Below are 13,138 nucleotides of genomic sequence, written 5' to 3' on the forward strand. Positions count from 1 at the left end.
TGACACACCACCCGCGATCGAACCGCTCCTGGCCCGCTTGTGCGGCGGCCAGATCACCGACAAGGACTACGTCGGATACTTCATGAACGACCAACGCCGGCTTCGACGACAGCCACCTCGCCCGGCTGACCCACATCGACCTCACCACCGTGGGACAGGAAGTCCCCCGCATCGCCCGCTCGGCGGTGGACCGGGCCGTCGCACGGCTGGAGGGCAAGGGGCTGGACGACACGGAGGTCGTCGTCACACCCCACCTCGTCACCCGCGGCACCACGGCTCCGCCTCGGGGATTCTGACCTGGCTGCCTTGTGGGAATCCCCCTGTGGGCATGGGCAGTTGCCCTGTCGGCGACAAGTGCGGGCGGTCCGGTGAGGGAGGGCGGCATCGGTGGCCGTGGCGGTGGCACCCAGGTAGTCGCACCGTGGTGCAGGCGTGCGCGGCGGTCGCCTCCGCGGCGACGAAGAGCATCGCGCCTGACAAGACATCCCCATGGCAGCCTGTGTGCACCCTTTATCCCCCTCAGCATTAGGCATGTGCACATGCTGGGGCTTCCTGTGCTCGGCCTATGTCACGCATGGTTGATCAAGCGACAGGGAACGGAGGTTTCATGAGTTGCGATTGACCACATCCGTCAGAAGTCCGCACAACGGGGAACTGCCGGTGATCCGGTGCACCGTCAACCGCATATTGCCCGCGGCCAGTGCATCGACCGAGCCGGGTGCGGCCCGGCCGAATTCCTGACGGATCTTCTGACGGGTCCGGTGCGGCCCGAATCGAATGACGTCAGTGGTCGCGGCTGCCATCACTGGAGCGTCGACACTGAAATAGCTCAGTGCCACTGATTGGCCGCACAGTTGGTGCATGAGCCGTGGGGCGTGAGCGATTTCGAATGAATCGCGGCACATTCCGGCGGGTGTGTCCCCATTGCCTCGATAGTCATTTCGATTCAAAACCGTCATGCCCCTGGTCGCTTGTGTTGCCCGTCTCGGCAAACTTGCACACTCTCCTGCGAACGGTGGGGCGCGCAGATTTACCGTGCAGAGGCAAGACATCACAGTTGCCCACTGCTGGGATTCCACTGCTGGGATTCCAAGGAAAGGATCTGAGTCAATGACTACTGCAACCCTCCCGGTCTTCGACACCGAACTCTCGGAGTTCGACCTGGACATCGCCATCATTCAGACCGGAACCGGGGACCGCCAGGACCCCGAGGGCGGCTTCACCAACGTGAACTGTACTCCCGCAGGGAACACCTCTGGGGGCTCCGCATTCACGCCTGACGAGGCCCAGCCGATCTGCTGCGCCTAGCAGGAATGTAGATCTACGACGGTTCGTCGTCCGGCATCCGGGCGACGAACCGTCCGTTCTTCCGGCGGCATGAGGTAAGGAGAAAACGTTGACGCAGGCTATGGACTTTCGAGGTTCAGAACCCATTCTCGTCAGGATGGCTGCACTGTCGAGAGGGCAGCTGGGCAACGAAAAACTTCCTTACTCCGCTGAAAACACCTCGTCCACAGACATCGTGAATTACATCAAGTCACTGGTACGGGACCCGGTCATCCGTGAGGCGGTCGCGGTGTCCAGCGCATCGCTGTCCCTGACTTTGAACAAGATCGACCGTGGGGAAGAAGTGAGCCCGCGACGGCTGATGAGCGCCGCCGTGTCGCTCACTAGGTACGTGCTGCGTATCACCGGCAGACCGACACCCTTCGGTTTGAACGCCGGCATCATGCGGGCTTCCATGGGCGACTCCGCAAGCGTGTTCTCCTTCGGATCGGACACGAAAACCGTACGCCCCGATGCCGGTTGGTATCGCGCTCTGCAGCAGGCTCTGCTTGCCGAGCGCGAGATACGTCGGCAGACCGACGTCGTCATGAACAACCTCTGCTTCGTGCGAGGCGGACGTCTGATCGTACCGTTCGTCGTCGGGAACACGGGGCACGAAGGAGCCGAGACCGGTCGGACAACCGGCAACGAACTGTCGATGCGCTACACGAAAGTAATCTCTGCGGTGGAGGAGAATGCCCGCCGCCCCATCGGATATGTAGCGCTTCTCCAGAAGCTTTCGGCAGAATTCACCGACGTCGATGAACTCACTATTGATTCCGCACTCAATGAATTGATCCGCAGTCAAGTTCTGCTCACCTCGTTCGATGCGCAGGACATTGATGAGGGTTCAGTCGGAGACGCAATGGAGATCCAAGAATCCGGATCCCCGATTGCTCACAGCTTGAGCCCTCTTCAAGATGCATTCGAAGCATATGAGAAGGAACCGGCCGGGCGCGGGCTTGACAAGTGGGAAGAATTGAAGACGCGGGCCGCTGCGGTCCCCGTTTCCCTTCCTCGCGAAGCGGCACAGGTCGACCTGCGGCTGAATGCAGAGATCACCCTGCCACGGACGGTGGTGAGTGAAGTCGAGTCGTACGCGGCCACGATGTGGAAAATATCTGTACCGCATGACTCGCCATCAGCCATGCGCGAATACCATGAGGCGTTTGTCGAGAAGTACGGCCTGGACTGTGCCGTTCCGCTCCCTCGGGTCGTGGACGCTCATGCCGGTCTCGGTTTTCCTCGTGGATATTTGAACCCGAGAGTAAGTCACAGCACTCGTATCCCCCAACAGAATCACGCCGGACGGAAAGTCACCGAAGAGGCACGGCTGGTCAAGATCGGTGAACTGGTGCACGGAGCACTCAGAGACCCGCGACGTGAGCTGGTGGTTGATGAGGACATCATCAATATGCTCGCGGACGACGACTCCGATTCCGTGCTCCCGCACTCGCTGGAACTCTGCTTCCAGCTCATGGCGAGCAGCGCGCACAGGCTCAGCTCCGGCGACTTTCACCTGGTGACTTCTCCCATGGTGGGAGCACCCAGTGCCGGCGCCACCATGGGACGCTTCGCACGCATGCTGGAGATCGAGGATGAGGTGACGTCCCTCGTCGACCGCAGTCACGACGGTGTCATCTCCGCGCAAGTCACCTTCCAGCCTCGTACGCCGCGCATGCAGAACGTCGCACAAGTTCCTCAACTCGTCCCGTACGAGATACCGATCGGTCGATTCCCAAGAGACACGCGCAACAGCATCGACTGGCGTGAACTCTTCCTGGTCGCGGATCGGCGGGGCCTTCGCCTGCTCTGGGAGAAAACCGGCCAGGAGGTGATTCCGGTGGTCCCTCACATGCTCAGGCTTGATACCGAGGCACCCAACCTGGCTCGTTTCCTGTCCGAACTCCGGTACGCGTCCGAGCGAAAGATATGGCAGCCGTGGAAGTGGGGTCAGTACAAATCGCACCCCGTCCTGCCCCGCGTGACGATCGGCAGGGTCGTTGCCTCGCTGCTCACCTGGCGTCCCAGCCAGAGGATGATCGCGTCCGCCTCGGATCCCGCGGCATGGGAAGCGGCTGTGGCCGAGTGGCGTCACGACTTGGAAGTGACCGAGCATGTGCGTGTATCCGTACGGGACCAGTCCTACGACCTCGACCTCGGCCAGAGATTCCACCGGGAAATACTGCGCCGGAATATGACCAAGAATAACCTGACGATCACCGAGGACCCGAGGAATATCGGGTCGTACGGATGGTCGGACGGTCGCAGCAACGAACTCATCTTTCCGCTGATCGTGAATAAGGATTCCCGCCGCGGCACTCTCGCGGAGCTGGCCGACATCGAACGATCGGAAGAACACACGCACCCGCTCGACAGTGAGTGGATTTTTTTGCAGATATCTGCCGTGCCGGAGGTGCACGATCGCATCCTCGCCGAGTTCGAGCAATTGCTCCAAAATATAGCCGAAAGTATCGACAACTGGTTCTTCATTCGATACTACGCGCCGGAACCGCATATACGCCTGCGCCTGCACGTTGCTTCACCGGAACTGCGGGACCGCGTATGGGAGCCACTCCTTGCGTGCATGCGTCGGCTCAGGGAAACGGGCCTGGCCCGAGGTTTTACTCATTGTGAATATGAACCGGAGACGGGACGCTACGGGGGAGCCGAGGCACTGCCCCTTGCCGAGCAGGTGTTCTGTATCGACAGTCGGATCGTGCTGGCCGAGCTGGCTCGTATGAATGCCGGACAGGTTACCGTGGACAGAAATATCCTTCTGGTCGCGAACCATGCTGCGCTCTTGGATTCCCTGGGCCCATGGAAATGGGCGGAGTGGGCCGGGGGATTCCTGCCGAGGGATACGAGCGGGTTGGTGACGAGGAATGAGATCGCGGACGCGGCAGCGATCTCCGTGCCCGGGCAGGCACCCCAGCTGCTCGAAAACGCCACAGGTATTGAAGGGATCCGGCAACTCTGGCAGGAGTCTTCGCATGCACGGGAGCTTGGATCGCTGCTTTGCCGGCAGCCGATGAGCGAGGTGGGAAGACGCCGCCGGGACGTTGCGCTCGGTGGTCTGCTGCATATGCAGCACAACCGGTTGATGGGTGCAGATGTCCAGAACGAAAAGAAGTGTCTGACTCTGCTCGGTCATGTGGCAAGACTTCATGGGAGTCGAGCCAAGTATGCAAACTGATTCCGCCACGGGAACCTTTCCTCAAGGAACCTCGCCGAGCCAGAGAGCCGCACTCGACGTGGCCGACCTGCTTGCCGACAGGCTGTCATCGCCCGATCAAGTGACCATGAACACCGGACTGGTCGGCGCTCCGAGTTCTGTACATTTGAATTGGTCTCCCGTGTCACTTGCCCGTGGATACCCTGGTATCGCACTCCTTTTTATCGGCCGTGCGCACAGGGACAGCGGCAGCATGGCGATAGCGCATCAGTACCTTCAGCGATCCGTCGACGCGCTCAGAGAAAAGCGAGCGGTCGACTTCGGACTGATGGGCGATCTCTGTGGCCTCGCATTCTCGCTGGAGATGGCACGTCGGCTCACCGGCGGGTACCAGAAGGCCTTGAAGACACTTGACCGTGAGATTTGCGCGCGAGCGACGGCCATGTGCGATTGGATCGCGGCGGAACCAAGTGGCGAGGTCTGGCGCTTCGACGTGATCAGCGGCCTCGCTGGAGTAGGCAGATACATGCTGCTCAGAGCGGATGAACTCGCGGAGGACCTGCATGGAATCCTGCGATGTCTGGTGCGCATGTCAGAAGATCTGAACTCGCATCGGCCCAGCTTCTGGTCCCCCTCTCCTCCTTCTTACTCCACGTCGGATCAGGATCTGTTGGCACGAGGGCATCTCAACCTCGGACTGGCACATGGCATTGCCGGCCCCCTGTCCTTGTTCGCGCTGGCGCGCGCGGCGGGACACGAGGTTCCGGGACAGCTCGATGCGGCCGAGCGGATTGTCTGTCTCTATTCGGAAATTACCCTGTGTGACGAGTTCGGATCCTTTTGGCCGCGGTACTTCTCCCGTGACCAGTGGGAGAGGAGAACTCCGGTGGCTGCTCGCACCCACGCTTCCTGGTGCTATGGCGTCCCGGGGACGGCCAGGGCTCTCCAGATCGCTGCCCAGAATTTCGCGAGGGACGATTGGCGCGACCTGGCACTGGACGCGACGACAGGGCTGATCGGATCGCCTGTCTCATCGTGGCACATCACCGACAACGGCCTCTGTCACGGCTGGGCCGGTGCGCTCCACCTCACGGGTCTTCTCATGCAGGACGGCTCGGTGTCGGGTGCCCGAAAGCTTCAGGAAACGATCGCGGAGATCCTTGTGGAAACCTTTGAGGAGCGGTTCCCCTTCGGGTTTCGTTCCCAGGTGGTCAATCATTCGGAAGGCGCCGATTACCCCGGGTTCCTGGAGGGATCTGCAGGAATCGCTATAGCTCTGGAGAGCTACGCCAACCCGGCAGAGGAAGCCATCCCCTGGGACGCGGCTCTGCTGGTTCGCTAGCCGATTTCCCTACCCCTGACCTAAGCGAATTCGAGACCGTTGAGGGAATGCGAAATGAAGCCGGTAACACTGAAGACCGAGAACCTGATACTGGGTCAGGTGCAACTGGCCGACCTGGATGCCATCGTGGCAGCCTGGGCGGATCCGGAGATCAGGCGCTGGACCACTGTTCCTGTGCCCGGAAATCTTGAGCAGGCGCGTAACTTCGTGCTGAACACGTGCGAGGGCGGCTGGAAAGCCGACCATCACTACGTCTTCGGAGTGCGCACCAAGAATTCCGGTGATCTGGTGGGCTGTTTCGGCATCTTCGGGGTCAGCACAGTCGGGCGAAGCGAGTCCATGGCCTATATCGGCTGCTGGACCGTAAAAGAACAGCGCGGCAAGGGCTACACGACTGAGGCCGTCCGTGAGGTGTGCAGATGGGCTTTCAGTGACCTGGGGCTGGTTCGCATCGAGGGCGTGGGAGAAGTCGGAAACGATGCTTCCATGGCAATGGTACTGAAGGCTGGATTTCAGCTTGAGGGCACTTTGCGTGGCCGCTTGACACAGGACGGGACTCAGCGCGATGCGTGGCTCGCCGCTCTTCTGCCGCACGATCTCGGACTGCTGTCAGTCATTCCCTACCTTTCCCCCGTGGACTGACCGGCTGCTCGATTCACGTCCTCTTCAAGGCCCCACTGTGGAACAACGTCAGCGGAGAGAGAACCCGTCGTGTCACATCCTCCTTCTCGAACCACACGCATTCTCATCTGGCATGAGCTGAGGTCCCACGCGTGGCAGTTCTCTCTGGGAATACTTCTGGCGCTGATCGCAGCTGCTGCCACGTTGTCAGTGCCTCTGTTCGTCCGGAACATCATCAATGGATTTGCCGACGGTCGTTCGGTCGTCATGCCCGTTGTGTCGATGTGCCTTCTGGTCGTCGCGGGATCCTGCGCTCAAGCGGTATCGGGCTACCTCGTCACGCGTTCCGGGGAACTAGTAGTACTCAAACTGCGCGGTCGGCTCGTCCAACACGCACTCCGTCTGCCTTTGTCGAACATCGCCACGGAGGGCACGGGAACTGTCTCTTCCCGTATTACCTTCGACGTGTCTCAGCTTCGCCATATCACCGACGTCATGGCTCAAATACCCGTGGCAGGTGCTGCCTTGCTCGGGTCCGTAGTGGTCATGGCATGGCTGGACTGGGTTCTCACGCTGGTCACCGCGACCTCCATGGCCGTTGCTCTCGGAGTCATCTTCACTGTGCTGCGCCGGGTGAAAGCGAACTTCTCCGGGCAGCAGGCAGCCGTAGGTAAACTAACTCACAAAATAACTGCCCACCTGGGTGCCCTCACGGCGATCAAGGCGTTCCGGGCGGAAGCGCTCATTTTCAATAAGATCAACGCGGATGCCGACGAACTCCGAGTCCTCGCCCTGAAGGGAAACCGGCTTGAAGCACTCATCCCCGCGTCGATAGCGCTCGGGAATCAGATCGCCATGGTCGCCGTCATCCTGGTGGGGGGATATCGCCTTGGGGATCACCAACTGACTGTCGCCTCCTTCGGCGCGTTCCTGATCTATGTTTTCCAAGCCTTCGGCCCTGCTACGACACTGGCCGGCTCACTCACCAGACTCCAGGCGGGTCGCGCCGCCAGGGAGCGGTGTGAACAATTGCTTGGCATGCCGGGAGAAGAAGATGTGGCTGTTCAGCGTCCCGCTCCCGGCCCGCTTGTGGATGCTCCTGCAGTGTCTTTCAATTCCGTCTTTCATTCCTACCCCGGAGCAAGCGATCAAGCCCTGCGAGATGTGACCTTCTCCATCCCCAGGATAGGACTCACGGCTGTCGTGGGCCCTTCGGGCGCAGGGAAAAGCACATTGCTCGCGCTTGTCGACCGTCTTTATCGGCCGGATGCAGGACGGATCGAAGTTCTGGGGCATGCCATCGAAGAATGGCCACTCAGTGCACTTCGAACCAACGTGGCCTATATCGACCAGGCATTCACGTTGCTGGAGGCCACCGTTCGAGAAAATGTCCTGTTGGGTGGTCCTCCCGACATGCCGGACGACGACATACTTGCCGCCCTTGACGCAGTCGGCCTGTCCAGCGTGATAAGAGCCCTTCCCTCCGGACTCGATACCGTCATCGGCCGGGAAGCAGACCTGTCCGGTGGGCAACGTCAACGATTGGCGCTGGCTCGTGCAATGGTCTCGGATGCGCAGATCGTGATGCTTGACGAGCCGACCAGTCAGCTGGACGGGATGAATGAGAAGCTCTTTCGCGCCATAGTTGACGACCTGTCGGTGAAGCGCACCGTAATTGTGGTCGCACACCGACTCTCGACTGTCCAGCATGCCCATCACGTTGTCGTGATGGGGAATGGGAGCGTAGTCGACACGGCAGATCATCCGACACTCATGGGCCGATGTTCTGCCTATAGAGAGTTGGTGGCCGGCCAGTCATCGGACGTCGACATCATGCGGGACCTAATCCACTGAAAACAAAGGGAGGAAGTGAATCCCGGAGGGTAGTGCAGAAAAGCCTCATCCCCCGCCTGAACAGTTATTCCATGGAAAGGTAAGACCGTGACTGTTGCAACTCTTTCGACCCTCGATGCCGATCTCTCGGAGTTTGACCTCGACATCGTCATCAGCCCCACCGGAACTCCGGGTGTCAAAGGCCCCCAGGGCGGTTTCACTGACGACTGCCCCGGTGGGCCCATCTGGCAGACCTCCTCCACGGGATTCACACCCGATGAGGCTGCCCCGGTCTGCTGTGCCTAGTACAAAGCAATAACTCCTGGACGGTTCGTCGTCCATCACTCGAAAGGTGATGGACGACGAACCGTGCTGTCCTCAGCCCACGGCGTACGCGTTGTACACCGTGGTCGTCGAACTGTCGCCGTGGGTGTCGGTGACGGTCGAGCGCAGGCCGACGCGGCCGGAGGCGGCCGGGTTGTGGACGGCGGTGGTCCACTTGGCGCCGGACAGCTTCGTGGTGACGGCGTGCCAGGTGGAGCCGTTGTCGGTGGTGTATCAGGCACGTACGGACTTCACGCTGTCCGAGAGTCGGCCTCTCGTGCTGTCGCCCGTGCCGTTGCGCTGCATGCCCGGGTCGACGGTCGTGGTCGACCCGGCGGCCGCCTGGTTCCTGGAGTTCAGTGCCTCGGGCGAGAACCGCGTGATGTAGGCACGGATCTGCTGGTTCTTGCCCGCGTCGGCGTAGAAGTGCAGGGAGAGGCTGGAGGAGGTCGACAGCGAGCCGGCCGGCAGATGGTCGCGGTGACCGGTTTCGGTGATCGTGTACCAGCCCGGCCCCGGGATCCGCGGCTGCGCGCCGATCTCCTGCGAGGGGCTGTACTTGTGCGAGTAGAGCGTCCTGCCCGCGTGCGTCAGCTTCACCGTGCCGGAGGCCAGGACCCCGCCCGCCGTGAGCGTGGGGTCGGCGAACGGGTGCCGCTCCCGAAGTACAGCTGGTGGTACCAGGTGTACGGCGCGCTGGAAGTCGAGGATGTCCATGGACGACGAGCAGTCGTATCCGCTGGCCGGCTCGCCGTTGAACGAGAACCGCGACTGTCCGCTGTCGGGACCGGAACGCGCGTACACCTTGAGGGTGGTCAGCCCCGACTTCCTGAGTGCCGCGGACACCCCGGCCGGGACGCTGCGGCTGTGCGTGGCGGAGGCCAGTCAGAAGTCGCCGCCGGTCGTCGACCGCGGTTCGTACGTGGTGCCGTAGGCCAGCTCGTACGCCTTGCTGCTGTTCGGGATGACGTACAGGTCGCCCGGTGCGGCCGACATGCTCATGGTCGCCGGGCTGTTGTCGGTGGTGCAGACGGCCGCGCTGCCGTGCGGTCGTATCCGCTGCCCGGGGCGGGACTGATCGAGACCTTGACCGGACGGCCCTTTCGGGCGTCGAACGTGGTCGTCGTGGCCCCGGAGACCTTCACGCTGCGGCCGCCGCCGACGCCGTCCTCGCCGTTGCCGCCGGTGAAGGAGGTGGCGAGTTCGTAACTGCCGTCGGGCAGCGATGTCTTCTTGTTGCCGTCGATGAAGCGGAAGTCGTTCGTCCTCGTGTTGTAGACCGCCACCTGGGCGTAGACCGGCTTGCCGCTCCGGTCCGAGGTCCTGACGGTGAGCGAGCCATTCGCCGCGGCCGACACCATGGAAGCGCCGGCCAGGAGAAGCGGCACGAGCATGGTGACGACACTCTCGACACTCGCGGCTGCCGTGGTTCGCCGCATCAACTCCCCCCCCCCATAGGTGCGCGGCATGAACACGACACCTTAGTGTGCGGGGTACAGACTTTTTGCCCGCCTCTGCGTTCCTGCTTGTGACCGCCATGGGGGTCGGACTCGCGGAGAAGTACGGCATCATCGGCGACGGCTGAACCCCGCGCTCCTGACGACATCGGCCCCGAAAACCGGAGACGCAACGACCGTGGCTCTCTCACGACACCGCACCATGGCGCGGCTGACGTTCACACTCCTCGCCACAGCGGCGGCCGCCGGCTGCCAGTCCGCACCAGTTGCAGCGGACAAGCCGCCGGCAACAGCCACAACTGGTGCAGCGTCCACGGGAAGTGAGAAGAGCTGCCCGACAACACACGCCTCCGGCCGGCGAGTCGGTCTCGCGACCCCGCCCGAGGGGGTCTCCTGGCAGATGTTCCGCACCGTCGCCGTACCTACGTCTCCCACCCTGGGGCCGAAGAGGACCGCCGGGGACATCGCGCGCTGCTACGCGCACAACTCCGCCGGTGCGCTTCTCGCCGCCTTCCAGATCGGCACCCGCTTTCCGCTGTCGCCGCAGTGGAAGGCTGTAGTGGCAGCGCAAACCTACGGCGAGGGCCGAGAGGGCTACGTGAGTGCGCGCACCAGGCGCGAAGCCGAGGCAGGCAAGCCCTCCTCGCCCGAACCCGGCACGATGCTGCAACCGGCCGGGTTTCGCTTCGACAGCTACTCCGATCAGCGTGCCGTCATCTCCGTCGCCTACCGGCAAGCCGGAGGTGCCCTTATTCAGGCCAATACCGCCACCGTGCAGTGGCAGGGCGGATCCGGCGGAGACTGGCGCTTTGAAATACCTCGGTCCCCCGGCCCCTTCCAGAAACTCGACAGCCTCAAGGGCTACATCGTGTGGGGAGCCTCGTGATGGGCCACGGGGGTGCCTCGAACGCTGCGGCCGACATGTGCGAGTTCCCCGACCTGCCTGGACGCGCGGCTTGTTCCGTCCGGGTCCGTCGTGCGAGCACCTGACCAGGCGGGGCACTGACTCCGGCAGCCTGTCAGCTGATCGCTGACGCTCGCGGCTTCAGTCTGTTGCCGTCGTTGCCGTCGTTGCCGTCAACTCACCGGCTCCTCACACCTCCTGGATCGGTACGCTTCCGTCCGGAGGCGGGAATGCTCAATGCGGTGACTCTCGGGGCCGGTGGTGCCATCTGCCTGGCTCTTGGCATGTGGTTCGTCTGGCGGCAACGCCGCAGGCACGCCGGCACCCTCGCGGGCTGGGGTGCACTGACCCTCGGAGTAGGGCAGTTGATAACGGTCCCTGACGGTCACGGCGGCCGGAAGCGCCGGAAGCTGCCTCCGATCCGCCCATGACGAGTCTCGTCTGAACGGTCGTGAACGGCGACAAATGAGACGGGAACCGAGACGGGAACCGAGACGGAGCGGGGCGACCCTCGCGCCCCGGTGGTGTCGGTCCCTCGTGCCGTCATCCTCGCGTGTTGGAGATCCCCTGGGACACGGCCACGGAGATCCATCGTGTGCTCTCCGCCGAGCAGGAATGACCGATGTTCAGCGTGCTACTCCGCTCCGGCCACACCATCCACTACGTCGTCTACCGCGACTTCGACGGAGACCGAGGGGAGCACGGGTTCGTACCGCTGTCGATGATCGGCGAACTTGTCGACTACGGAGCATCGGCGATCCCTGCCACCGCGACTCAGACACGGTACGCGCCCGCCGGTACGCCGTGGGCGACGCCGTACGGAGTCAGGGCGATGACGCCGGTGCCGCGTGACGGTGTGTCGGCGGTGAGGTCGAGAGGGCTTGGGGTGCCGAGGGAGCGGGCGATGTCCGGGGCGAGGTCGTGCGCGGTCCAGCGCCACTCGTTCTCGTCGTCCTCGCTCTCCTGCGCGGCGTCCCAGTCGGGGTGCAGACCCAGTTCCGTACGGCGTGTTCGTTCGTACGGCAGCGGCTCGCCGAGGGTCAGCAACTCGTCCTCCGCCTCGCCGGTTTCGGCGTAACGCCGGATCACCGTGCCGTGCTCGGCGACGAGCCAGGCGGAGCCGTCGCCCTGGCCGCCGTAGTAGTACGCCTGGGCCCGGCCGTAGCGGGCACTCAGCTCGGTGCACAGGCGCAGCACGTCCTCGCGGCGCTCCTGGCCGTGCGGGTCGCACCAGGCGCCGAGGACGAGGGTCCAGCCGGCGAGTTCGGGGGTGACGAAGACCCGCTCGTAGCCGGTGTGTTCGTCCGTGTCGCAGCCGTGGCCGTCGGCGTCGACGATGTCGTTGCCGAGCGCGAAGGTCACGGGTCGTGGGTCGGTCAGGCCGAGGGTGCGCATGATCCCGGCCTGGTCCCCGCCGGGGACGGCCATCCAGAAGTTCCAGCAGGCCCACAGCGGTTCGGGCCGGTCGTCCGGGAGCTTGATGCGGATGAGTCGCTCGATCGCGGCGGTGTCGGCGGGCGACAGAGCCGGTTCGCCACCGAGTTCGGCGAGTACGGTCAACGCCCGCGCCCGCTGCCGGCCCGGCCCCTGTTTCCGGACGCGCCGGAGCAGTGGAATCACGTGCTCGCCGGTGCGGATCAGGGTGTCCTGGGCCTGCCGGGCGACCTCCTGGTCCGGGTCGCCGAGCAGCGGCAGCAGGACGGCGGCGGACCGGCCGGCCTCGCCGCAGTGCTCGATCCCCCGGACGGCCAGTCGGCGCACGAGCGGCACGGGGTGGGCGAGGGCCGCGGTGTAACGGCCGAGAACGGCCACTCCGAGTTGGGAGAACGCGAAACCGACCCGCTTACGGGACTCATCGGTGGACGCGGAGACGAGCCCCCGGAGTAGACCGTCGAACCCCGCGTCCCCGATCCGCCCGAGTACGGAGGCGACCGGCAACCAGTCCACCGGGGACTCCGCGTCCATCACCTCCCGCACCAACTCCTCCACCCCGTCGGCGCCGAGGGTGACCAACGCGTCCGCTGCCGCCTCGTACCGGTCCGGCGTGCCGAGGTCCCGTATCAGGCCGGCGTTCACCACGTGCCCCTCCGACAGGGTCGACCGGACTTCCGGGCGTCATGATTCCGCAGGGGTCTGACATCGCCCCAGCGGCCTCG

At 63.5% G+C, this 13,138-nt stretch carries 10 protein-coding genes and 1 pseudogene; 7 read left to right on the forward strand and 4 right to left on the reverse strand.

Features of this window, described 5'->3' with window-relative positions; translation table 11 throughout:
• Positions 1-110: 110 nt before the first annotated feature.
• A pseudogene (locus ACIBJH_RS21560) lies at positions 111-296 on the forward strand (substrate-binding domain-containing protein); the annotation flags it as partial.
• A 309-nt stretch (positions 297-605) separates the two neighbouring features.
• On the opposite strand, the gene ACIBJH_RS21565 reads toward ACIBJH_RS21560, so the two are convergent.
• Complete coding sequence (locus tag ACIBJH_RS21565) at positions 606-803, reverse strand: hypothetical protein (RefSeq protein ID WP_399118449.1); 198 nt, start codon at positions 801-803, stop codon at positions 606-608.
• 307 nt (positions 804-1,110) lie between these two features.
• Here ACIBJH_RS21565 and ACIBJH_RS21570 point away from each other — a divergent pair, with 307 nt between their 5' ends.
• The 5 genes from ACIBJH_RS21570 (at position 1,111) to ACIBJH_RS21590 (ending at position 8,318) form a co-directional block, all read left to right on the forward strand.
• Positions 1,111-1,308: a hypothetical protein gene (locus ACIBJH_RS21570; RefSeq protein WP_399118450.1), complete on the forward strand. Its 198-nt coding sequence runs from the start codon at positions 1,111-1,113 to the stop codon at positions 1,306-1,308.
• A 136-nt stretch (positions 1,309-1,444) separates the two neighbouring features.
• Positions 1,445-4,522, forward strand: coding sequence for a lantibiotic dehydratase (locus ACIBJH_RS21575; RefSeq protein ID WP_399118451.1), 3,078 nt, complete (start codon positions 1,445-1,447; stop codon positions 4,520-4,522).
• A gap of 58 nt (positions 4,523-4,580) precedes the next feature.
• Entirely contained in the window at positions 4,581-5,843 is a 1,263-nt protein-coding gene (locus tag ACIBJH_RS21580; RefSeq protein WP_399118452.1) for a lanthionine synthetase C family protein, read from the forward strand.
• Between the two features lie 54 nt (positions 5,844-5,897).
• On the forward strand, positions 5,898-6,485 hold the full coding sequence (locus tag ACIBJH_RS21585; protein ID WP_399118453.1) for a GNAT family N-acetyltransferase: 588 nt from the start codon (positions 5,898-5,900) through the stop codon (positions 6,483-6,485).
• A gap of 69 nt (positions 6,486-6,554) precedes the next feature.
• A complete protein-coding gene (locus tag ACIBJH_RS21590) occupies positions 6,555-8,318 on the forward strand; it encodes an ABC transporter ATP-binding protein (RefSeq protein WP_399118454.1) in 1,764 nt (587 codons plus the stop codon).
• A gap of 537 nt (positions 8,319-8,855) precedes the next feature.
• Here the strand turns inward: ACIBJH_RS21590 and ACIBJH_RS21595 are convergent.
• Together ACIBJH_RS21595 and ACIBJH_RS21600 are read right to left on the reverse strand one after the other, a co-directional pair.
• The gene (locus ACIBJH_RS21595; RefSeq protein ID WP_399118455.1) at positions 8,856-9,467 is read right to left on the reverse strand and encodes a hypothetical protein; all 612 of its coding nucleotides are present in this window, start codon (positions 9,465-9,467) and stop codon (positions 8,856-8,858) included.
• A 152-nt stretch (positions 9,468-9,619) separates the two neighbouring features.
• Positions 9,620-10,060, reverse strand: a complete 441-nt coding sequence (locus tag ACIBJH_RS21600; RefSeq protein WP_399118456.1) for a hypothetical protein — start codon at positions 10,058-10,060, stop codon at positions 9,620-9,622.
• A gap of 418 nt (positions 10,061-10,478) precedes the next feature.
• On the opposite strand from ACIBJH_RS21600, the gene ACIBJH_RS21605 reads away from it, so the two are divergent.
• On the forward strand, positions 10,479-10,964 hold the full coding sequence (locus tag ACIBJH_RS21605) for a hypothetical protein (protein ID WP_399118457.1): 486 nt from the start codon (positions 10,479-10,481) through the stop codon (positions 10,962-10,964).
• 792 nt (positions 10,965-11,756) lie between these two features.
• On the opposite strand, the gene ACIBJH_RS21610 is transcribed toward ACIBJH_RS21605, so the two are convergent.
• Positions 11,757-13,058, reverse strand: a complete 1,302-nt coding sequence (locus tag ACIBJH_RS21610; protein ID WP_399118458.1) for a HEAT repeat domain-containing protein — start codon at positions 13,056-13,058, stop codon at positions 11,757-11,759.
• Between the last annotated feature and the right edge of the window lie 80 nt (positions 13,059-13,138).

The organism is Streptomyces sp. NPDC050548 (genome assembly GCF_044457385.1).
In the GTDB taxonomy this organism is placed as follows: Bacteria; Actinomycetota; Actinomycetes; order Streptomycetales; family Streptomycetaceae; genus Streptomyces.